Origin of the sequence: Enterococcus termitis (assembly GCF_001730305.1) — a bacterium.
GTDB lineage: Bacteria > Bacillota > Bacilli > Lactobacillales > Enterococcaceae > Enterococcus_L > Enterococcus_L termitis.
The window spans coordinates 266309-287801 of record NZ_MIJY01000023.1 but is presented as its reverse complement, the minus strand read 5'-3'; the positions used below and the strand labels follow the sequence as shown (position 1 = coordinate 287801).

The window sequence follows — 21493 nt, the reverse complement described above, 5'->3', positions numbered from 1 at the left end:
TGTGGACATATTATCGTCCGTAGGCTGTTTCTTTTTAGACAAATTCCATAAATGATTTCTGATACTTCAAAGGGGATATTCCCACATGTTCCTTAAACACATGATGAAAGGTTTTCACGCTTGCAAATCCGGCTTTTTCAGCGACTTCGATCATCGGTGCTTTTTCATTTGCTAAAATAAATTTGGCTTGATTGATACGGTATTCGGTTAAAAAACGCATAAACGTTGTACCTGTATTCGCTTTAAAAAAACGAGTAAAGTAATACGGACTAAAACCACTGTATTTAGCCACTTCTTCTAATGTGATCGTTTCATCATAATGATTCTCTACATAATTAAAGATACGGTCTAAATGTTCTAACGTTTCTTTATGTTTGATTGTTGATGCTTTAGCTCCTTTTTTAACCTTGATTTGTGTTTGTGGTAACCGCCTGTAAAAAGTTGTGATCAGTTGAAATAATAAAGCAAACTGGGCATAATTTTTCCCCTGCTTATTTTGTTCCGTTTCTTCAAATAGCTGCTGCAATAGTTTTTTGATATCCAAATATAAGGATTTAGACCATTTTGAGCTATGCTTTTCGCCTGTTTCAAATAACTCGATCAACGAGCAATCCTCTGCTGATTTTAACTGTTTCTCATTAAATACACTTAAATCGAACTGATAGACGATCCGTTCACTATCAGGAGAGGCTAAAAAGTAATGGGGTTCACCACTGGCAAAAAAATAGATTTCTCCTTCCGCTACATGGACAACCTCATCGCCGACACCGATATTGACTGTGCCGCGTATCGAATAGATGATTTCAACCTCTTTATGCCAATGTGGGTAAACGATCGTCATCCCATCATTGATGAATGCTCTAAAAAGAAGCTGTTCTTCAAATTCCGGCATTTCTAAATACAAGCTCATAATTTGCCTCCAAGAGTTTCTGTTACTTTTTACTTTATCAAAATTTTCATTATTTACAACTAATTTCAGCAAAAAAACGATCCCTAATTGTAACGAATCGTTTTTATTACTTAATTATCTACTCAGCCATGATGTCGCGGTTGCTTTTAGAAGATTTTTTGTCTCTCTTCAATGTCATTCTTATCAGTTACCTAAAGTAAATTTTTGAAGTATCATACTAACTACTCTTTTTCACTTATTTGAGAACCATGATTGCTTCTGGGCAAAGGCTGAATGATTCGATTTTCTCTACTTCGATCTGCTTACTTCCCTTCCACCAAAGATCACGCTCATCGCAGATAAACCAAGCATTTTGTTCAAAAGGCGTTTGCTGGCTGCTGACATGGCTTACGGATAATTGATTGACGTTGCTTTTGTTTAACAGCAAATCGTGAGCCCGAATCCCAATGTAACGACACTCCGTCGGCACTTCTGCGGCAACAGTCAACGGTGTTTGCCAGCCAAGAACTTGCACCGTATGTGAATCGATTCGTTTAACTGGAAAAATATTTTTACATCCAGTCAATCGAGCAGCTTCAACTGTTTGAGGTTGCTTGAATAAGTCCGTCGTCTTGCCCTTTATAAAATCTGAATCACTCATGATCCCAAGAAGCGGGCAAAGTCTGTAAAGTTCATCTAAGCTATGACTTACGATCAAGACATTGCCTTTATAATCTGACAATCGTTTTTGCAGTTCAATTTGAAGTTCTTCTTTCAAAGAAGTATCTAAAGCGGAAAAAGGCTCATCTAATAACAATAACTCTGGGTTAGATGCCAACATTCGAGCCAACGCAACACGTTGTTTTTGTCCACCGGAAAGCTGTCTAGGATAGCTGTTTTTAACCATTTCTAAATGAAACATCGTCAGTAATTCTTGAATCAGGCGGGCATCTTTGGTCACGCTACGTAAATTTTTATAGACTGTTAAATGTGGAAATAATGCATACTGCTGAAATAGCAATCCCACTTTACGCTGTTGCGGAGGTAAGTCGATGCGCTTTTCCTTATCAAATAGTACACGATCCCCTAATTGAATCCGACCTGAATCTGGAGTTTCGATACCCGCAATACATTTAAGCAGCATACTTTTGCCGCAGCCAGATGCGCCTAAAATCCCTAAAGTCGCGGTATCAATTTCGAAGTTGACTTTTAGCTGATGATCACGTAACTTTTTTTGAATATCTACTAAAAGTTTCATCCCTGCATCCCCCGAGCTTTTCTACTAAATAGTTCTGTTAGAAATAAAATCAATAAACAAATAATCACAATAACTATGACGTATTTTTGTGCTAAAACCCAATCGCCAGCTGCTACTGCTGAATAGATCGCTAATGGCAGTGTTCGCGTTTTTCCTGCAATATTGCCTGCCAGCATCGTTGTTGCTCCGAATTCGCCTAAGCCTCTAGCAAAAGCCAGTACACCTCCTGCTGACAGACCATTGATTGCCAGCGGTAACGCAATAGTGAAAAAAATTTTTCTTTCTGAAAAGCCTAATGTTTGTCCTGCTGCTATCAAATCTGGATCGATTTGCTCAAATGCAGCAATTGCTGAGCGATACATCAAAGGAAATGATACCGCAACCGCGGCAATCACTGTTGCTTCCCATGAAAAAACCACCTTCACTGCAAAAAAATCCACTAAAAATTTCCCTACTGGCTGTTGAACACCAAAAATATCCAGTAAAAAAAAGCCAAAAACCGTTGGCGGCAACACCAGCGGTAAGGTAAATAGACTATTAAACAACAGTTTAAGTCCTTGATTTTTCAAGCGGAAAATAAGATACGCAATCAATGTACCACACACAAAAGTAAAAAATATAGCCACGATCGCGGTTTGAAACGAAATAATGATTGGACTTAAATCCATCAAGCTCACCTACTTATTCAGAATAAAACCTGTATCTTCAAAATATTTTGCGACTTCTTCACTTTGTAAAAACGCAATGAATTCTTCCGCTATTACTTTTTCTTTCGATTGCTCAACCAAACCAACTGGATAAATGATCGGTTCATTTAACGTATCTTCCGGCAGCACGGCAACGACTTTTACCTTGTCATTCGATGCAGCATCTGTAGCATAAACTAATCCAGCTTGGGCACTTCCTTCAGCAACCCAATTCAATACTTCTGTTACATTCATGCCGAAACTAGCATGTTCTTTTACATAGTCCCAATCACCTAAAGCTTTTAATCCTTTTTCAGCATATTGACCTGCCGGAACACTCGCTGGATCGCCTACTGCAATCATGTCAGCTTTTTTTAAATCACTAAACGCTTTCCAATCGACTTCAGAAGAACTTGGAACGATCAGCACTAATTGATTTTGTAACAATGGCACGACACTTTTTTTATCGATCAATTGTTGTGAAACAAGCTCGTCCATCTGTTTTGTCGCAGCAGAAAAGAAGATATCTGCTTCTAGCCCCTTTTCGATTTGTGCTTGTAATTTTCCAGAACTATCGTAATTTCCTTCGATGGTCGTTCCCGGATGTTCTTTAATAAAAGCTGGAATGACTTCTTTTTCCATGACTGCTTCAAGACTTGCAGCTGCTGCGAGCAATAAATGATGTTCTTCTACCTGACTGCCGGAACTAGATGAAGCACTTGTTTTTTTATCATTCGCTGTACAGCCACTGACAACCAGAAATACTAGCAATAGTGCTGTTAGAATAGCTCCTCTATGATGTAGGTTCATTGTTTCTCCTTCCGAATCTTTTTAAAGATAACCGCCATGTCCTAAATGAGCGATTTCTTCTTTGGTTATCAGGTCTTGCGCAATGATCCGCGGCAATAGTATATCGAAAACTGTCCGCTTAGAAAACATAACACCTCCAGGCAGACCGACAATCGTCGTTTCACCTAAATAAGCCAACAAGAGCATTGATCCAGGTAAAACCGGTGTTCCGTGAGAAATAATCTTTGCACCCGTTTGCTTGATAGCCAGTGGCGTTCGATCATCAGGATCAACACTCATCCCCCCAGTACAAAAAACAATATCTGCTCCATTTTCCACCATCTGGTTGATTGCTTTTGTAATGAGATCTGGATGGTCATTAATGATTTCGTGAAATTTAACCGTCACACTTGGATAATGTGATAGTTTCTCTTTTACAACTGGCGTAAATGTATCTTCAATCAGACCCTTAAAAATTTCACTTCCAGTCGTAACGATTCCAACGGTTACAGGCTCAAAAGGAATTAAAGATAAAACGCTACTCCCACCGACCACATTTTCTGCTTTCACTAACGTTTCCGGCTCAATTTCTAAGGGAATGATTCGTGTGCCTGCTACTTTTTGGCGGGCATTTACTCTTTGATTGGTTTCCAATGTTGCAACAGCAATGTTTGTGATTGAATTTAACTTAAATAGTGATTCCTTATTTACCTTCAATAAGCCGTCTACTTCAGCTATTACTTCTATTTTCCCTTCTGTGACTGTTGTCGGCTGCATAAACTTTCCAGTGATTAAATGATATAAAAAATCAGCAGCTTCATTTTCGTGGATCAAATCAGATGCCTCAGATTCCAAAAATAAATGCTCTTTTCCAAGTGAAAGTAATACCGGAATATCCTCTGCTCTGACTCGATGTCCTTTAGAAAAAATTGCGCCTTTATATTCCCCTTTAACGATTTTTGTGATATCCTGACCCAAGATCATTCCTGTGGCATCGACTGTTTTCACAACGTTCATTTTCGTTTCCTCCGTTTAATGCTCTGTTTTATGATCCGTTAAAATATCTAGAGCATGAGATAAAATCGGCATTAAGTACGTTAAATTTTCTCTGACCCCTTTAGGACTTCCCGGTAAATTGATAATCAAGGTTTTACCACGTTGGACAGCAACAGCACGACTCAACATCGCAAAAGGTGTTTTTTTGATTCCAAACATGCGCATGCCTTCACTAATACCTGGAATCTCCTTTTCAGCCACACTCAATGTCGCTTCAGGTGTGATATCACGGACACCTAAACCTGTTCCGCCGGTGGTTAAAATCAAGTCGCACGTCTCACACCATTCGATCAATAAGCGACTCAACTCATCTTTTTCATCAGGCAATATCGTTTGATGTACGACCTCAAATTGCGCTTGAATCAGCTGTCGTATAAGGTTGCCAGATTCATCTTTGCGTAATCCTTGATATCCTTTATCGCTTAATGTTACGATTCCAACTTTATACAACTTCAAGTTTATCCCCTTTTTTGATATGTCCGTCTTCTACAACAACAGCAAAAATTCCTTCTCTTGGCATAATGCAATCCCCCACACGTGCATAAATTTGGCAATGCTTATGACATTCCTTGCCAATTTGAGTTACAACAAGTGCCGCTTGACCGATACGAATTTGACTACCTACAGGCAACTGACGCAAATCAATCCCTGAAACAATAATATTTTCACCAAAAGCGCCGTTGCCGACTCGTGCTCCGCGTTCATTAAACTCAGTGATTTTCTCAAAAGATAACAAACTAACTTGTCGATGCCAGTTTCCGCCATGGGCATCATTCTCCAGTCCAAAGCCCTTTACTAAATCAACTTCTGGAATCTCTTTTTTCTGCGTACCTCGTCGTTCACTGATATTGATTCCAATAATTTCTCCTACTGCCATATTCTTCTTACCCTCCAATTTGTGACATTAAACGAGAATCTCCTTGATTCTCAAGAAAATGGTGTTTCTCAGGCTTTTTCTGAATTGCTGTAAAAACTTGCGCTAATAATTGTTCTTTATTTTCTGTCTGTAAAGCTTCTTTCAAGTCACAACCATCATCCATATGTAAACAGGTTTTCAAACAGCCATCAGCAGTAATGCGAATTCGATCGCACTCTGCGCAAAAACAATGCCCTAAAGCACTAATAAAGCCGATTTTCCCTTGAAAGTTCTCTAATGAAAAATAGCTTGCAGGTCCATTGCCGAGCCGGTGTTCAAATGGAATCAGTTCACCATACACTTGCTGCAGCGCTAAAATGACCTCTTCTTGTGTCTTGCCTGGGCAACCTTTACCTAAGCCAATCGGCATCAATTCAATAAAGCGGACATGGATCTTACTAGCTTTCGCAAGCAAAGCGATTTCACAGATTGCTTCGTTCGTCAGCTCTCCCCGAGCAACAGTATTGACTTTAATGTTAGGCAACCCGACCTCGACTGCTTTGTTCAATCCTGCCAGCACTTTTTTCAAATCGCCTACCCTAGTAATTTCACGAAATTCATCTGGATCAAGCGTGTCGATACTTACATTAAGACCATCTAAGCCTGCCGCTTTTAATGCCTGCGCATAGTTCACCAGTTGAATGCCATTGGTCGTTAACGTCACCTTTTCAATCCCACTAATTTCCTTGATAGCTCTGATCAATGCTACAGTGTCTGGTCTAGTTAGCGGTTCACCGCCTGTAATCTTCACCTTTTTGATTCCTTGTTCCGCTAAACGATTGAGCAAAAAAAGGATATTATCAAAGCTCAAAACCTCTGTCTTTTTTAAAAAACGCATCCCTGTAGCGGGCATACAATACGTACAACGAAGATCGCAGCGATCCGTCACAGATAATCGAACATAATCAATTTCACGATTAAAGGAATCCTTCATTTTTTTGCTCCTTCTACTTTCTTATTCATTAATCTTAAACCCGGTTGAAATAAAATGCCCACTCTTTCCACCGGATTTTTCTAATAAGCAAACATTCGTGATCTTCATTTCACGATCTAGTGCCTTGCACATATCATAAATCGTTAATAGTGCAATATTTACACCAGTCAAAGCCTCCATTTCAACACCTGTTTGACCAATCGTTTTCGTAAGACAATGCGCGGATAAAAGTTGTTCCGTCTCCCAATTAAAGGATACTTCACATTTACTTAAAGCTAATACATGACAAAGCGGAATCAATTCAAAGGTCCTCTTTGCTGCCATGATCCCGGCGACTCTTGCCACCTGCAAGACTTCGCCTTTTTTGATTGTTTGATTTTTGATTCCTTCAGCAACTTCCTTATTCATTTGGATCTCTCCGTAAGCTCTTGCAATTCTTACGCTAGCTTCTTTGTCTGAAACATCCACCATGCGTGCATTTCCTTGCTCATTGATATGTGTAAACGCGCTGGATTTATTCATTTAAGCACCTCTTAAAACGCTTTCATTTTTTTATTTATTAACTATGTGATGTTCTCTTTGCCTTAAGTTTATCACTAAGACTAAAAAAAAACAATCTGATATAAATAATTTTTTTTAGCTAAGGAAACACTAAAAAGACTGTGAAACAAAACATCCCCTTCTTTTTGCTCCACAGTCTTAAAAATGCTTTTTTATCTATTGACTCTTTATGCTTTCCAATAATAAACGGTTACATAATCGCCTTTTTTCAACTCCTTTTTAGCTGGTTGATCGATCAGACAATTTGTTTCAAGAGTATTATGAAATACGGAAGAATAGTGCAGTTTTGACTTTAAGGAAACAGTCCCTTCTTCTTCGTATGCCCGAATAAATCGGCGTATATTTGATACTTTTAGCGTTTCCCTCAATTGAACGTTGCGTTTCTTTAGATTGAATTCAGCACAATTCATAAAATAGGCCAGCGTAGACCAATAAAACAAATGCAGATTGACTACCGCCGCAAAGGGATTCCCTGACAAGCTTAAAATGACTTTATTTTGATAGGTACTTGCCATGATTGGCGTGCCCGGTTTCATATTCACAAAATGAAACAACGTCTCTCCGCCTATATTGTCGATTACGCGGGGAACGTAGTCTTTTTCACCCACTGAAACCCCACCTGTTGTGATCAGTAGATCGACCTCCGCCACTCTTTCACGAATCTGATGAGCAATCTCTTCCATTGAATCTGAACAATGCTCTTTAAAAATGATTTTACTGCCGCTCGATTGAATGAATGAAGCAAATGTATACAGATTACTATCATAGATCTTACCTGGCGTAAGTGAGGCTCCTAAAGAAACTAGCTCATTACCAGTTGCTAAAATGCCAACTTTCATTGGTGCTAACACTTTGATCGTCTCAATTCCTTGCGCCGCTAAAATACCTACTGTGCGGCTATTGATCAACTGATATTGTGAAAGGATTTTTTGGTTGAGCTGTACATCTTCTCCCACAATCCCATAATTTTGTCCGGCCTTGATTTCTCGATAAATCTCGACATTCTTTTTGCCATAATCGGTCCATTCCTGTTTGATTACTGCATCATAAGGTTCGGGAATTAACGCACCTGTCATGATTCTAACGGCCGTTCCTTGTAAGTCTAACCATTCTTGTTCTACATCGCCAGCAAAAATCGAATCGATCACATGTAAACAAATGGGTGTCTCTATGCTCGCGCCCTGCGTTTCGGCAGCAATAACCGCATAGCCATCCATGCCAGCTCTCGGAAAATGCGGTACCGCTACTTTTGCATAAACTTCTTCAGCACAGACTCGTCCAGCCGCTTTTAAAATAGGAACAATTTCTACCTCTTTTTGTTGAGTCAAAGCTTGTCTAATTTTTTCTTGTGCTGCTTCGACCTCGATCATCGGAACGTCCCCCTTTTATTTAACTGGTACAATATCCACTGCACATACTTTATATTCTGGGATGATCGCAATATCGTCAAATGCAGCATTAGTCAGTTCATTGACATTACCGTCTGGAAAATGGAAGGTCATGAAGACTTCTTGCGGAAAGACGCGATTGCCCACAGCGGCATACGTTTCGATCGTGCCTCTTCTTGAGCTAACTTTGACTTTATCGCCTTCTTGAATGCCCAGTCTGTTAGCATCTACCGTGTTGATTTCAATGTAAGAACGATCTGCAATTTGATTGATTCCCTCTGTTCTGCCAGTCATTGCTCGAGTGTTGTAATGATACAACATTCTACCGGTCGACATTAGATATGGATAGCTTTCATCTGGCAATTCTTGTGCTTTCTTATATGGTATCGCCATGAACAAGCCTTTGCCTCTGGTAAAATTGCCCACATGCATGATCGGTGTACCAGGATCTTCCAGTGTTCGGCAAGGCCACTGTAGACCGCCTGTTTCTTCTAAACGATCATAAGTGATTCCGCCAAATGTTGGTGTCACCTGAGCGATTTCTTCCATGATTTCTTTAGCTGAATCATAATGACAAGGATAACCTAAACGAGTCATCACATCACAGAAAATCTCAAAATCTTGTCTAGCGCTACCTTTTGGTTCCACAGCTTTTCTGACACGCTGCACGCGTCTTTCTGTATTCGTAAAGGTACCATCTTTTTCAGCATAACTGATTCCTGGTAAAACAACATCGGCATAAGCTGCAGTTTCTGTCATAAACAGTTCCTGAACAACTAAAAAATCAAGATTTTCTAGTGCATGTCGCACATGATTCGTATCAGGATCTGTTACGATTGGATCTTCTCCAAAAATGTAAAGCCCTTTGATGTTGCCGTCTGTTGCTGCTGGGAGTACTTGAGTTGAGGTCATTCCAACATTTCTGTTGAGTTTGACATTCCAAGCTTTTTCAAATTTTTCGATGACTTCTGGATTCGCTACTTTTTGATACCCAGGAAAATCATAAGGCATACAGCCCATATCGCATGCGCCCTGCACATTATTTTGACCACGTAATGGATTGACGCCACAGCCTGGCTTTCCAATTTTGCCCACCAACATCGCCATATTGGACATACTCATCACACCTTCGGTTCCGGTCGAGTGCTCAGTCACGCCTAGACAATAAATAATCGGTGCTTTCTCTGCTTTGGCATACATTCTGGCCGCTTTGATCAAATCATTCGGATCGATATGGCAAATGTCAGCCACTTTTTCTGGCGTATATTCTGCTACTAACTGCTCTAATGCCTCAAAGCCTTCTGTTTTTTCTTCGATAAATTTCCGATCGGCTAGACCTTCTTTTAAAATCACATGCATCATACCGTTCGCAAAAGCAACATTCGTTCCCGCTTGAATTTGTAAGTGCAGCTCACTATTTTTAACTAAATCGATTTTTCTTGGATCAACAACAATGACTTTTGTGCCCCGCTGCATCGCTTGGCGAATTTGAGCACCAATGACTGGATGGGCTTCTTCTGGATTAGAGCCTACCAGCAAAATCACATCTACATCTGTGGTGATATCTGCAATGGGATTGGTCATTGCACCCGACCCTAATGTATGTGCTAGTCCATGAACAGAAGCGGAATGACAAACACGCGCACAATTATCGACATTATTTGTTCCAAAAGCTGCACGCACCATTTTCTGAAATACATAGTTATCTTCATTGATCGAACGTGAACAAGAAAAACCAGCTAAAGCATCCGCACCATGATCTGCTTTTATTTGAGTGAATTTATCTGCTACTAACGTTAATGCTTCATCCCAGGTTGCTGGTTCAAAAACACCGTTTCGTTTGATCAATGGTTCCGTCAATCGATCACCTGAGCCGACAAATTTATAAGAGGCGAATTTCCCTTTCACACATAGAAGATTTTTATTGGCAGCACCATTGATCGGTTCTACACCAACTAATTTATTGCCTTTAACGATCAAATTCATTTGACAACCAGTACCACAATGAGGGCAAGTCGTGGGGATTTTTTTCGTTTCCCAAGCTCTATACGTTTTATGCTCCTTCGCTACTAATGCCCCCGTCGGACAAACAGAAACACAATTTCCACATGATTCACATAAAGACTGATCAAAAGCAGCTTCATAGCTCGGTGTCATTTTCGTATCAAAGCCTCGTTTAGCAATACTGATAACATCTCTGCCTTGACGTAATTGACAAACCCTTGAACAACGTCTGCACATAATGCATTTTTCCGGATCATATTCGAAAAATGGATTGCTTGTATCTTCTTGGTGACAAGGCATTCGTTTGCCTTCTGTAAAGGTTGTATCATCAATTCCGTATTCCAGACAATAATCTTGTAATTTACAATCACCATTTTTACCACAAGAGAAACAGTCCAGCTTATGATTACTCAATAAGAGATCCAAAACAAAGCGCCGAGAATCGTTGACTCTTGGTGATCCAGTATGCACGACCATTCCTTCTTGACAATGTGCGGTACAAGCAGTATTCAAGCCGCCTTTTCGCCCACCCTCAACTTCTACTACACACATACGACAAGAACCATCAGGCGCTAACTCCTTTAAATGACACAATGTAGGAATATCGATATCAAGCATTCTTGCGGCTTCTAAAACCGTTGTTCCTTTAGGCACAGTGATTTGCTGATCATCGATCGACATGGTTACGGTCTGTGTTTTAATCGTTGTTTCCATCTTACCAAAGACCCCCTTTTATTGGTGCTGCTGTTTCTCTAATCCCCGCTTCGAATTCTTCTGCAAAATAGGCTAAACCGCTCCGCATTGGATTAGCTACAGATTGACCTAAGCCGCAGGCAGAAAGATTTGTCACATGGGTCAACATATGTTCTAACCGTTCGAGATCACCTGCCTCAGCTCTTTTCTCGTTAAACTTGTTCAGCAGTTCTAAGATCCTTGTCGTACCTAAACGGCAGGGAGTACACTTTCCGCAAGATTCGTGAGCAAAGAAAGCAGCTACTTGAACAAGGTAATCCACAATACTCACTTGATCATCCATTACAACGATTGCTCCAGAACCAATTGCTAAATCCTTATCCCACAAGCCTTCGTACGAGTATATACAATCATCTAAATTCTCAACTGCCCCGATCGGACCGGATTGTCCGCCAAAATGAATGAACTTCAATGGATTGCCAGTCGCTGATCCACCGCCGTATTTTTCTGAATAAATAATTTCTTGTAAAGGTGTGCCCAAATTCACCTCATACAAGCCGCGGTTTTTAACGTGTCCCGACAGACAAATCAATTTTGTTCCGCCGCCGTCTTCCGTTCCTAAATCGCGATAAGCTTGACCGCCTGCTCTTAAGATCACAGGAATCCCTGCAAATGATTCAACATTATTTACCAGCGTCGGCTTTAAATACAAACCAACATCTGCTAAATGCGGTGGTTTCACTCTTGGTCTGCCTGTTTTCCCTTCAATTGAATTCAGTAGCGCGGAATTTTCTCCGCACACATACGCACCTGCACCAGAAATAATCGTGATTTGATAATCAAACCCTTCGATCCCTAAAATATTCTTGCCTAAAAATCCGGCTTTTTCCGCATGATCTAATGCTTCTTGAAAAATTTTCTGAATGCGGCGGTATTCTCCACGCATATAGATATAACCTGCTTTTGCTGAAAAAAGATACCCGGCGATTATCATCCCTTCAATCACGCTGAGTGGATCATGTTCCAGCAGTGCTTTATCTTTAAAGGTTCCCGGCTCCCCTTCATCGGCATTACATACGATATATTTTGTATCTCCCTTCGAGCCATAAAGATGACGCCATTTCTTTCCTAATGGATAGGCTGCCCCGCCCCGTCCACGTAAATGAGCGATATCCAGCTCATCTAAAATAGCCTCCTTATCCATTTCTATCGCTTTTTTTAACCCTTCAAAACCGCTATATCTTTCATATTCAGCTACATCTGTCGGTCGCGTCATCTTGATGACCCGCTCTAATAAAACAGGTTGATTTCGTTTGATCATTTCTTTTCCTCCTATAGCTCCTGATAACATCCGCTGCGCAAATCTTCAATCAATCGATAGACTTTTTCTTCCGTCAAATCAGCAAAAACAGTATCTTTGATTTTGATCACAGGTCCTTGATCACAAGCACCAATACAAGGAATACTGTGATACATGAATAATCCATCTGGTGTCGCTTGATCGACAGGAACTTCCAGAATCGTTTCTAATACTTCTGCCAGCATAGCTCCCCCAGTATATAGACAAGGTGTACTATTGCAGATTTTTAAGACATATTTTGCCTGCGGTTCAGTTTTCAAGATTGCATAAAAACTTAGAAGTTCATAAACGCGTGCCTCTGATAGCTTCAAACGATCTGCAACTAATTTGGCTGTTGCTTCATCGATATATCCTTCTTCTGAAGCGTATTGAATCGCAATCAGTATATTTAATATTCGTTGTGGATCCGCTTCATGTTCTAAAATAATTGCTTCTTTATCAGTCAAACTTAGCCCCATATTTTTTCTCTCCTATCGTGTACGTTTTTACTATAGTGAATCCCTGTTTTTTCTTTTACTAGATAAAAATTTTCTGGTAAAGAAGGTGTAGTTAAAATTAAATCCGCTTGATCGATCACTTTGGCTGCTGTTTTTTTCATTCCTTTTTGATTGCTCATCATAATGAATAAACCCGGTTTGATCACTTCTCGAACGGAATTAGATTCACACACGATCAGTGCTTTTCTTGGTACAAGTGCTTGAAATGCTAAAAACCCTTCCAGTAAATGATCATAAAAGACCTTTAATAAATAGACTTTTTCGCAGCCAGCACGTAAAAGCTGCATTGTATCTTTTGATCCTCTATTATTTTTTTCTTCGATTAATTCATAGCCCTCATCGATGCTGGTGCAAATCCCGCAACCTGTTTCGCCCCTCTGACATTTTCCTTTGGCTCCGCTGATCGTAATAATCTTCAATCCATAAATTGGCGCTAGCTGTCGGTTCTCCGAAATGATTGCTTTCGCTATCGTCGTTTTCCCGCTATTGCGACCTGTTGATCCGATTTGAATCATCATTGGCACATTACGTTTCTTCATACACGCCACCCAGTTCCTCCGTCTCCTTTTTTTCAGATGTAACAAACATTAGCGGAACGGCTAAGAACAGACTGCCGCCAACCGCATTTCCTAAAAAGACAACGACTGTATTGACTAAATAATCCGACCATTGGATATCACTTGCGTTAGAAAAAATAGCAGCCGGTATTATAAATGCATTTGCGACCACGTGCTGAAACCCACAAACAACAAAGACCATCACAGGAAACCATAAGCCAAACATTTTGCCAAGATAGGTTTTACCCATTGCTCCTAAATAGACCGCTAAACAGACGAAAATATTACAGCCGATGCCAGAAACAAATGCAACGATCGGTGCATCATCCACTTTTGCTTGAGCGACTGCTAGCGTTTTTTCTAAAAAAGCGCCCTCAGTCAAACCAACGATGTGACCAAAGAAAAAAGCAACTAGGCAACCACCGATACAATTTGTGATTAATACGATTAGCCAGTTATATACTAGATCTTTCTTAGTCACTTTTTTTTGTAAAACGCCTAAGGCCATGACCATCATATTTCCAGTCGCTAGCTCTCCACCAACGAAAGTAAGCGCTACCAATCCGATCGGAAATAAACACCCACCTAAAAAGGTTGCAAAGCTGCCCCATTCTTTAGGAACCGTTCCTGTAATTCTGATAAAAGACAAATACCCTAATGCAATAAAAAAACCGGCCATAATTCCTAGAATGCTCAATCTAACAAATGATAATTTGGTCTTTGCTTTTGCCTTATCACCTAAACAACTGACTACTTCTTGGCTGCTGTCAAAATCCATTCTTAACTCCTTTCACGACGCTTATTTTAATTCCAAAAGATCAATTCTTTTGGTGTGTTCACGTTATCTAAGGTTGTTGATTGCTCTAATGAAATAATTTTTTTAGAAAATCGATGAAATTCTTTTGTGATCTGCCAATTTCTTGTTTGTAGCTGTTGTTGAAATATAGGCAAACAGGAACGATGATAAAATGCAAATAAAGGTTCTAGACGCTCATTTTGTTTACACAGTATCGTTTGATAATCTGGAAGATGATACGCTAAATCCCGAATCAAATCCACCGTTACATTGGGAATATCACAAGCTAATAAGAATAGGTATTCCGTTTCTATTTCTTCAAGTCCCGTCACCAAACCTCCAAGTGGACCTTTTTCAACATAGTGATCTTCAATGATATCGACTTGAGAAAAAACGCTTGGAAACTTGGTTCGCTGATCTGTCACCAACAGGACTTTAGGAAAAAGTTTTTGAAGCTGCTTCACAGTTCTTAATAAAACAAATTCACCTTCGACCTGGAGCAGCGACTTATCAAAGCCCATACGAGAACTTTTTCCGCCGCATAAAATGACTGCAGTACAATTTTTTATCATCTGCATAAAACAACCTCCCTGCTACTAGAACAAATCAATAAAATAGCGTTTCTATCTACGATACAAACTAAATATTTTTAATCTAACAAAAATATTTTTTAGCATCTTTATTTACTCTATTATAAAACATCCACTCAACAAGTCAATTACTATTTTTATTATTTCTTACCTATCTTGAAATTAATCTTGTTCCACAGTAAAAAATAGGGTAGACCATTCTTGAAATTTGAGAAAAAAAGCCCTAAACATTAGAGTTATTTCTAATGCTTAGGGCTCGGGTGAGAAAGATTGGTAGTCACACTTTTATTTGAGTGTGACGCGCCGATTTTAGAAGTTCTGTCGGAATACAAAGGATTTCAATCTACTCACTCTTAATTGAGTGAGACTCCAATTCAGCATAATTAGTAATTTCACTCATTTACTATTTCAATCCACTCACTCTTAATTGAGTGAGACTGTGAAAATACAGGATTTTACTATAAAAACCTCGCATTTCCCCACTATTTCTTCCCGAAAAATGTGAATATGATTAGAAAAAACAGACATTTCAAGATTTTTTAACCAAATTGTGGTGCGAATCTCCCAGTAAATCCGTGTGCACTTAGGGTTCGCACTAAATTTTTTAAATAGACTAACGATCCTTTGACCGTATTTCAATCTTCTCTATTTCTTGATACATCACGTTTCTTCCGAATATTTTTTGAGCAAACGTATATATTCTGGATGTTCTTGCAGATTATTTTTTAGGTGCTTTTTATTCGTACCAAGGAAACGGTGTCTTTTGATTATAAAAAACAGCCAAACGCCAATACCACCGATGATAAGTAAAGTTAAATAAGGACTTGCTGCATCTGGAAGTACACCTAAAATATTGACAAGGACAAAGCCTATACTAGCGAATAAACCATAATAACCTTTTCGTTTTAGCCCTTTTTCAAGAGTCGAATCTTCCTGACTCATTGGACGACTGCCGTCTATCTGTATCTTATTTTTTTTAACAGCTGTTAGCAATGCCATATAATCGATACCTTCGTACTTATACGTAATTTTCCAGAATGGTACATACGTATATTTTGAGGTTATATTATAGGAAAATTTAGTGATTTTCGCATTTTTATTTTTGTCACCTGGTAAAATCCTGTGCATTTCTTTGACCGCTTCGTCATGAGCAAAGTTTCGAGCAGAACGTAGTGCTTCCGATACTTTATTTGATGAAATTTTTAATTGTCGAGTCCCGGCTGTATAGTGTTCATCAAAAGGCTTCACATCATCTAAGAAATCTAAACTGGATGTATTCTCCGCAAATGACGCCGCAGCTCCTGTTAACTCATTATTAATTAAATAACTCTTAAACGCTATTCCAGAGAAAACATCACTTGAATGGTTCCAGTCAACTACAGTCCTCGTTTTTGTTACAGGCTCTTTGTATTTATTTCCCTTTTTGTCTTGCGTTGTTACATAATCAGTATACGTCTCACTACGATTATAGCCAATATCTGCGCCCCAAGAACCTTCATAAGTCACATAAGCACCTAGATAGGGAATGTAGACTTGCTCCAACTGAATATTTTTAACTTTTCCTAGAATATCCATGGGCACATTTTTTCCAGCAATCAGCCATTCATAAAATTGCTTTTTCGCTAATCCTTCCGCTACCTGAAAAGGAATCAAATCATCTGCTTCAAAGGTCAAATTATCGAAATCTTTTTCTGCTTTCGTCGAAAAAGTAGTATGACAAAAGTCACAAGCGAATTGCTGTTTTTCGATATTAAATGTCACTGGTGATCCACAATTAGCACAAAGTTCGATATTCTTATTTCTTTCATCAATCTCTTTTTGAATTTTATCCAAGGTCGTCCCACAATGCGGACAATTGTTAAAAGACGGATCAGTGATTGCTCCCCCACAAGCTGAACATTGATTTTGAATCAAAGACTCTCCCATTTTATCTCCCCCAAAATAACTCTTTTTCATCAACATTATCTCATTTTTAAAAGAGTGCGTAAACAGGAGAAATAAAAATCAGCTACAATTTCTACTTTAATAGTTGAAATTATAACTGATTCATTCGTCTTATTTTTTTTGTTTTTTTAGTTTATATGCATATTCACTTGCTTTAAATAAAAGACCATTCACAGGCAAATCAAACTCACCGATAAATTCATTGACCGTTGGATTAAAGTTCGACTTAAATTTAATCAATCCATCGCTTAAACTACCTTCTAAACCGCCCATATTGCACGATGAACAGCCACGATTAAAGCATTCGTTGATTGCATCGAACCAAGTCAAGTAAGCAGGCATATAACGTTTGTAGCGATCGTCCATCCCAGCATAAAGGATTTCACTAGTTGAGCCAAAAGTAATGGCTAAAGCTCCGGCAATTACAGCAACATCGCCAGAATGAGCAATATTTTCTTCAAGTTCTGTCATTTCACGTGTTAAAGAAAAATCTAATTCTTCCAGATTATGACGTTTTTTCACTTGGTTTTCTTTTAAATTGGCTAAGTCTTCTTTATTTTTATCGAACCGCTGTTTCGTTTCCTCATAGCGTTCTTTTAAGTTCACTTCGGCCAGCATGATAAACGAATCTTCTGGATAAATCGTCAGCAATTTATTGAAGTAATCACTGTTTCTCAATGAAATATTTTGACGTTCTGTTGTTAATTCAATAACCTTAGCAAAATCCTCGACAAATTCCGTGTGCCCCATTTTAACGGTGACACCCTTTTTTTGCGCCTGTTTCATCATTTTCTTCGTACTCTTCGATAATTGCTCTTCACTAAAATCTTCTTTGTAAATGTTTGCTTGAAAACGCGGTTGAATCGTCGCATCCATCGCCATTGTCAAGCCTTGATGTTTTGCCCCGCTAGCAATCAAATTATCAATGATTGGTTGAGCTGCAGAGTCAACAATCTGTTCTTCACCTAGATGAAAATCTTTATAATGAACAGTCGGATCCATTTTTACAAAAAGAGCTTTTTTTTGTTTACCGAATTTTTTTAGTTCTTTTAAGAAAAAGGCTACAAGTTCTTTATTCGTATAGTCCATGATTGGTCCTCGCGGAGTATAGAGCATGGTAAATTTCATGGGTAAAGGTCTGATCAGGACGAGGCTGGAAGCAACCAAAGTGCCGTCTTCATAAACGCCCACAATCTCTGAACCCCAGTTATCTTTTACTTTCGCCCAAGCAGACGATTGCAATAAATTGCATAAGGGATGACTTTCTACAAAACGATCATGTTCTTTTGCAGCGATCCCGATTTTAAATTCAAACATTATTTAAAACTCCTCTACATTTTTGCTTCTGTATTACCATATCATAATTTAGCCCACAGGAACAGTAAAGTTTGTTAGGAAATACTTTAAAAATTTATAACTTCAAAGCAAAAGGCTGTCCCAAAACGTCACTCGTTTCAAGCCAGCCTTTTATATACAAATTCACTACTGTCCCCTAGACTCTTTTGTCAAAATGAACAGATTTATTAATCCAATACATGACTGGTGCTGCTACTGCCATCATAGCAAATTCACTAAGAGCCAAGGTAGCATACTGTGTCCAAAATGCCGTTCCGCCTTCTGGAACCAACATGAATGCGATGATACACATTGTCACTGTGAAAAAGACTGTATTCAACGCCAAACGCAATTTGACATTCGGTACTTTTTTATACAATAATGCCGTCATACTTAATGAAATCAATGACTGAAAACCGCCGTACAGTGCATCGATGGCACCAAAGCCAAAGAAAAAATTATACACAACGACTCCGCCTAATACGCCCCACATCAGCTTACGATTGAACACCACTAAGTGATTCAAGCTTTCTGAAATTCTAAATTGGACAGGTCCTGATGAAACAGGAGCAACTAAAATCGTCAATCCAAGATAGAGGGCCATGATAATTCCATTCATGGTGATTACTTTTACTTTACTGTTTGATGTAACAGTTTTTTGCATAGTTTCCCCTTCTTTCTCCGAGTTTTTTTACAAGGGATGGTTGATGAACCTTGTCGAGAAGTCTGACCTCTCAAAAAATGATACGTAGGCATTATATCTCATATTTGACTCTTACACAATAATAAATCTTAGCCAGGCGCAGCCAAGTGATTTTTCAAGCTTTCAGCATTCTTAATCTTTCCGATGTCTGTTATAATAAGAACTTGTACAAGGAGGAAACAAATGAATAAACATTTTTATCTTGTCATCAACGAAAATGCCGGCAGTGGTACAGGGGAAAAAGCCGCAAATAAAATAATCAAACAACTACAGACTGCTTCAATCGATCACACGATTTTTTATACAGAATATGCAGGTCATGAGCAAGTGATTGTTCAAGATTTGGCAGAAAATACGTTGCTTCCGTGGTCAAAAGATCTAAGTATTGATTCTTTTCCATTATTAGTCGTTCTTGGTGGAGATGGAACCCTACATAGCGTAATGAATGTGTTGAAAGATTTTGATCCTAAAATTCCGTTAGGCTATATTCCTTGCGGTTCAGGAAATGATTTCGCTCGTGGTGCAGGAATTTCACGCCAAGCAGAAAAAGCCTTCGTTCAACTGCTTAAAGCAGAACAGCCACAAGAATTTCAAGTCATCACCTATAGTGAAGCGATTCAAGATGAAGTAGGCTTGGCTGTTAATAACCTTGGAATCGGCTTAGATGCTGCAATTGTCAATGCTGCTAATGAATCAGCTGCAAAGCACACGCTGAACAAGTTCAATATGGGATCATTAGCCTATATCTTTTCTATTTTAAAAGTTCTGTTTACGCAAAAGGGCTTTCCCATTCGCGTTGAAATCAACGGAAAAACGATTGAATTTGATCGTGCTTTTTTATGTACAGTAACCAATCATCCTTATTTTGGCGGAGGGGTGTCAATCGCACCAGTTGCTGATCCGCGCAAGCCTGTATTAGATTTTGTTCTTGTTGAACGAATCAATATGTTTAAAATCTTTTGGTTGATCATTTTATTAATTCAAAAAAAACATATGAATTCAAAATATTTTCATCATTTCCAATCCAGCAAATTAAGAATTGTCTCTACAGTTCCTCAATATGTCCATGCGGATGGTGAAATACTCGGCAAAAGGAGCATGGATAGCTCTTTTGCAACGGAAACAAGGTTATTTTGGTTTTGATGTTTAGAATGCCTCCCAAAATTGTATTTTTTACGTACAATTTTGGGAGGCATTCTGTCTTTTTTATTTTAATGCTTCAAAGGCTTGTGTTAAATCCGCTATTAAATCTTCACTAGCTTCAATTCCTGTTGAGATTCGTAATAAATCTGAGGTTAAGCCATAAGATTCCCTTACTTCTTTAGGAATATCTGCATGTGTTTGCGTTGTTGGATACGTAATCAAACTTTCTACTCCACCTAAACTTTCGGCAAAAGTAAAAATACTTAAGTGTCTTAAAAATGCCTTGATACTACTTGCATCTTTCAGCTTAAAGCTTAACATACCTCCTCTTCCCGGGTACATTACTTCTTTAACATAAGGACAACTAGCTAAATAGGCTGTGACTGCTTGTGCATTTTTTTCATGTCGCTCCATCCGTAAAGACAAAGTCTTTAATCCTCTAATCAATAACCAACTGTCAAAAGGAGACAGCACCGCTCCAGTCGTATTCAATTGAAAAGCTAAGCGTTCTCCAAGCTCTTTTGAACGAGTAATAACAGCTCCTGCCAATAGATCGTTGTGACCGCCTAAATACTTCGTTGCGCTATGCAGGACAATGTCTGCACCTAAATCCAATGGTCGCTGGATCAAGGGCGTATAAAACGTATTATCAACAATCAACTGAGCTTCATGACGTTTAGCTAAAACAGCGATTTTCTCTATAGATACTTCACTCATCAACGGATTCGTCGGTGTTTCGATGAAAATCGCCGTTGTAAAATCCGAAACCGCTGTTTCAAATGCCGTCTCATCATCTACATAAATGAATTGATACATGCCTCTTTTTTCAAGTTCTTTAAAATACCGATAGCTGCCGCCATATAAATCTCTAGAGGCAACGATTTGACTCCCTACAGGAAACTGACTAAATACAAGTTGGATCGCACTCATTCCTGAACTAGTCACTAAGCCAACTGCACCATTTTCCAATACTGCCAAAGCGTTTTCTACTACTTCTCTTGTTGGATTTTTTGTTCTCGTATAATCATAGCCCGTCGACTCCCCCAGCGTTGGATGTTCATACGTCGTTGAAAAATAGATAGGCGTATTGATCGATCCGGTTACTGGATTTTGATGATTTCCGATTTGTGCCAAAAATGTATCTGTTTGAACCTTACCCGATTGCTCTTCTTTTTCCATTCACTTTCCTCATTTCTACCAAAATAAGCTACCTTCATAGAGAATAAACCTACATCCTCTAGCTTTATTATATACATTGACAGATTCTATAAGCAAGAAATAGTTCTCAAACCTAAATGTAAAGAAAAATAGCAAGACATTCACAAAAATTGAAAAAACAACGTTCATGAATTTCTTGCTATTTTTAAAACGGTTATTTATCCTTTACCGTTTAT

21 protein-coding genes are annotated in these 21493 nt (G+C 38.9%); 1 reads left to right on the top strand and 20 read right to left on the bottom strand.

Features of this window, described 5'->3' with window-relative positions; translation table 11 throughout:
• Nucleotides 1–34 precede the first annotated feature (34 nt).
• The 19 genes from BCR25_RS11715 to BCR25_RS11625 all read right to left on the bottom strand — a co-directional run bounded on the left by BCR25_RS11715 (nt 35) and on the right by BCR25_RS11625 (nt 18917).
• On the bottom strand, nt 35–910 hold the full coding sequence (locus BCR25_RS11715; protein WP_069663787.1) for an AraC family transcriptional regulator: 876 nt from the start codon (nt 908–910) through the stop codon (nt 35–37).
• 235 nt (nt 911–1145) lie between these two features.
• Complete coding sequence (locus BCR25_RS11710) at nt 1146–2147, bottom strand: sulfate/molybdate ABC transporter ATP-binding protein (protein WP_069663786.1); 1002 nt, start codon at nt 2145–2147, stop codon at nt 1146–1148.
• Nucleotides 2144–2815 (bottom strand): molybdate ABC transporter permease subunit, encoded by a 672-nt coding sequence (gene modB / locus BCR25_RS11705; RefSeq protein ID WP_069663785.1) that lies wholly within the window; start codon nt 2813–2815, stop codon nt 2144–2146. The genes BCR25_RS11710 and modB overlap by 4 nt, the downstream gene beginning before the upstream one ends.
• Before the next feature lie 9 nt (nt 2816–2824).
• Nucleotides 2825–3643 (bottom strand): molybdate ABC transporter substrate-binding protein, encoded by an 819-nt coding sequence (gene modA / locus BCR25_RS11700; protein WP_069663784.1) that lies wholly within the window; start codon nt 3641–3643, stop codon nt 2825–2827.
• A gap of 21 nt (nt 3644–3664) precedes the next feature.
• Nucleotides 3665–4639: a molybdopterin-binding protein gene (locus BCR25_RS11695; protein ID WP_069663783.1), complete on the bottom strand. Its 975-nt coding sequence runs from the start codon at nt 4637–4639 to the stop codon at nt 3665–3667.
• Between the two features lie 15 nt (nt 4640–4654).
• Nucleotides 4655–5128 (bottom strand): MogA/MoaB family molybdenum cofactor biosynthesis protein, encoded by a 474-nt coding sequence (locus BCR25_RS11690; protein WP_069663782.1) that lies wholly within the window; start codon nt 5126–5128, stop codon nt 4655–4657.
• Nucleotides 5121–5555: an MOSC domain-containing protein gene (locus BCR25_RS11685; RefSeq protein WP_069663781.1), complete on the bottom strand. Its 435-nt coding sequence runs from the start codon at nt 5553–5555 to the stop codon at nt 5121–5123. Before BCR25_RS11685 ends, BCR25_RS11690 begins: the two co-directional genes overlap by 8 nt.
• A 7-nt stretch (nt 5556–5562) precedes the next feature.
• Nucleotides 5563–6528 carry a GTP 3',8-cyclase MoaA gene (gene moaA / locus BCR25_RS11680; protein ID WP_069663780.1) on the bottom strand — a complete coding sequence of 322 codons (966 nt, stop codon included), beginning with the start codon at nt 6526–6528 and terminating at the stop codon, nt 5563–5565.
• Nucleotides 6529–6549: 21 nt separating this feature from the next.
• A complete protein-coding gene (gene moaC / locus BCR25_RS11675) occupies nt 6550–7050 on the bottom strand; it encodes a cyclic pyranopterin monophosphate synthase MoaC (protein WP_069663779.1) in 501 nt (166 codons plus the stop codon).
• A 206-nt stretch (nt 7051–7256) separates the two neighbouring features.
• The gene (locus tag BCR25_RS11670; protein WP_069663778.1) at nt 7257–8459 is read right to left on the bottom strand and encodes a molybdopterin molybdotransferase MoeA; all 1203 of its coding nucleotides are present in this window, start codon (nt 8457–8459) and stop codon (nt 7257–7259) included.
• Between the two features lie 15 nt (nt 8460–8474).
• Entirely contained in the window at nt 8475–11195 is a 2721-nt protein-coding gene (gene fdhF / locus BCR25_RS11665; RefSeq protein WP_069663777.1) for a formate dehydrogenase subunit alpha, read from the bottom strand.
• Between the two features lies 1 nt (nt 11196).
• Nucleotides 11197–12495, bottom strand: coding sequence for a complex I 51 kDa subunit family protein (locus BCR25_RS11660; protein ID WP_069663776.1), 1299 nt, complete (start codon nt 12493–12495; stop codon nt 11197–11199).
• Nucleotides 12496–12506: 11 nt separating this feature from the next.
• Nucleotides 12507–12992: an NADH-quinone oxidoreductase subunit NuoE family protein gene (locus tag BCR25_RS11655; RefSeq protein ID WP_069663775.1), complete on the bottom strand. Its 486-nt coding sequence runs from the start codon at nt 12990–12992 to the stop codon at nt 12507–12509.
• Nucleotides 12983–13570: a hypothetical protein gene (locus tag BCR25_RS11650; RefSeq protein WP_069663774.1), complete on the bottom strand. Its 588-nt coding sequence runs from the start codon at nt 13568–13570 to the stop codon at nt 12983–12985. The genes BCR25_RS11655 and BCR25_RS11650 overlap by 10 nt, the downstream gene beginning before the upstream one ends.
• A complete protein-coding gene (locus BCR25_RS11645; RefSeq protein ID WP_069663773.1) occupies nt 13557–14366 on the bottom strand; it encodes a formate/nitrite transporter family protein in 810 nt (269 codons plus the stop codon). The genes BCR25_RS11650 and BCR25_RS11645 overlap by 14 nt, the downstream gene beginning before the upstream one ends.
• Before the next feature lie 26 nt (nt 14367–14392).
• Nucleotides 14393–14962, bottom strand: a complete 570-nt coding sequence (gene mobA / locus BCR25_RS11640) for a molybdenum cofactor guanylyltransferase (RefSeq protein ID WP_069663772.1) — start codon at nt 14960–14962, stop codon at nt 14393–14395.
• A gap of 672 nt (nt 14963–15634) precedes the next feature.
• Nucleotides 15635–16900 carry a zinc ribbon domain-containing protein gene (locus BCR25_RS11635; protein ID WP_071879530.1) on the bottom strand — a complete coding sequence of 422 codons (1266 nt, stop codon included), beginning with the start codon at nt 16898–16900 and terminating at the stop codon, nt 15635–15637.
• A 129-nt stretch (nt 16901–17029) separates the two neighbouring features.
• Complete coding sequence (locus BCR25_RS11630) at nt 17030–18235, bottom strand: aminoacyltransferase (RefSeq protein ID WP_069663770.1); 1206 nt, start codon at nt 18233–18235, stop codon at nt 17030–17032.
• A 175-nt stretch (nt 18236–18410) separates the two neighbouring features.
• Nucleotides 18411–18917, bottom strand: coding sequence for a QueT transporter family protein (locus tag BCR25_RS11625; RefSeq protein ID WP_069663769.1), 507 nt, complete (start codon nt 18915–18917; stop codon nt 18411–18413).
• 222 nt (nt 18918–19139) lie between these two features.
• Here BCR25_RS11625 and BCR25_RS11620 point away from each other — a divergent pair, with 222 nt between their 5' ends.
• On the top strand, nt 19140–20099 hold the full coding sequence (locus BCR25_RS11620) for a diacylglycerol/lipid kinase family protein (protein WP_069663768.1): 960 nt from the start codon (nt 19140–19142) through the stop codon (nt 20097–20099).
• Between the two features lie 63 nt (nt 20100–20162).
• On the opposite strand, the gene BCR25_RS11615 is transcribed toward BCR25_RS11620, so the two are convergent.
• Nucleotides 20163–21278: a PLP-dependent transferase gene (locus BCR25_RS11615; RefSeq protein ID WP_069663767.1), complete on the bottom strand. Its 1116-nt coding sequence runs from the start codon at nt 21276–21278 to the stop codon at nt 20163–20165.
• Nucleotides 21279–21493 lie beyond the last annotated feature (215 nt).

Excerpts from the sequence above, each read along its gene's own strand:
- BCR25_RS11620 (WP_069663768.1), top strand. The coding sequence starts at position 19,140 with ATGAATAAACATTTTTATCTTGTCATCAACGAAAATGCCGGCAGTGGT.
- modA (WP_069663784.1), bottom strand. The coding sequence starts at position 3,643 with ATGAACCTACATCATAGAGGAGCTATTCTAACAGCACTATTGCTAGTA.
- BCR25_RS11710 (WP_069663786.1), bottom strand. The coding sequence starts at position 2,147 with ATGAAACTTTTAGTAGATATTCAAAAAAAGTTACGTGATCATCAGCTA.
- BCR25_RS11655 (WP_069663775.1), bottom strand. The coding sequence starts at position 12,992 with ATGGGGCTAAGTTTGACTGATAAAGAAGCAATTATTTTAGAACATGAA.
- modB (WP_069663785.1), bottom strand. The coding sequence starts at position 2,815 with ATGGATTTAAGTCCAATCATTATTTCGTTTCAAACCGCGATCGTGGCT.
- moaC (WP_069663779.1), bottom strand. The coding sequence starts at position 7,050 with ATGAATAAATCCAGCGCGTTTACACATATCAATGAGCAAGGAAATGCA.
- moaA (WP_069663780.1), bottom strand. The coding sequence starts at position 6,528 with ATGAAGGATTCCTTTAATCGTGAAATTGATTATGTTCGATTATCTGTG.
- BCR25_RS11650 (WP_069663774.1), bottom strand. The coding sequence starts at position 13,570 with ATGAAGAAACGTAATGTGCCAATGATGATTCAAATCGGATCAACAGGT.
- mobA (WP_069663772.1), bottom strand. The coding sequence starts at position 14,962 with ATGCAGATGATAAAAAATTGTACTGCAGTCATTTTATGCGGCGGAAAA.
- BCR25_RS11630 (WP_069663770.1), bottom strand. The coding sequence starts at position 18,235 with ATGTTTGAATTTAAAATCGGGATCGCTGCAAAAGAACATGATCGTTTT.
- BCR25_RS11670 (WP_069663778.1), bottom strand. The coding sequence starts at position 8,459 with ATGATCGAGGTCGAAGCAGCACAAGAAAAAATTAGACAAGCTTTGACT.
- fdhF (WP_069663777.1), bottom strand. The coding sequence starts at position 11,195 with ATGGAAACAACGATTAAAACACAGACCGTAACCATGTCGATCGATGAT.
- BCR25_RS11645 (WP_069663773.1), bottom strand. The coding sequence starts at position 14,366 with ATGGATTTTGACAGCAGCCAAGAAGTAGTCAGTTGTTTAGGTGATAAG.
- BCR25_RS11615 (WP_069663767.1), bottom strand. The coding sequence starts at position 21,278 with ATGGAAAAAGAAGAGCAATCGGGTAAGGTTCAAACAGATACATTTTTG.
- BCR25_RS11660 (WP_069663776.1), bottom strand. The coding sequence starts at position 12,495 with ATGATCAAACGAAATCAACCTGTTTTATTAGAGCGGGTCATCAAGATG.
- BCR25_RS11695 (WP_069663783.1), bottom strand. The coding sequence starts at position 4,639 with ATGAACGTTGTGAAAACAGTCGATGCCACAGGAATGATCTTGGGTCAG.
- BCR25_RS11685 (WP_069663781.1), bottom strand. The coding sequence starts at position 5,555 with ATGGCAGTAGGAGAAATTATTGGAATCAATATCAGTGAACGACGAGGT.
- BCR25_RS11715 (WP_069663787.1), bottom strand. The coding sequence starts at position 910 with ATGAGCTTGTATTTAGAAATGCCGGAATTTGAAGAACAGCTTCTTTTT.
- BCR25_RS11625 (WP_069663769.1), bottom strand. The coding sequence starts at position 18,917 with ATGCAAAAAACTGTTACATCAAACAGTAAAGTAAAAGTAATCACCATG.
- BCR25_RS11635 (WP_071879530.1), bottom strand. The coding sequence starts at position 16,900 with ATGGGAGAGTCTTTGATTCAAAATCAATGTTCAGCTTGTGGGGGAGCA.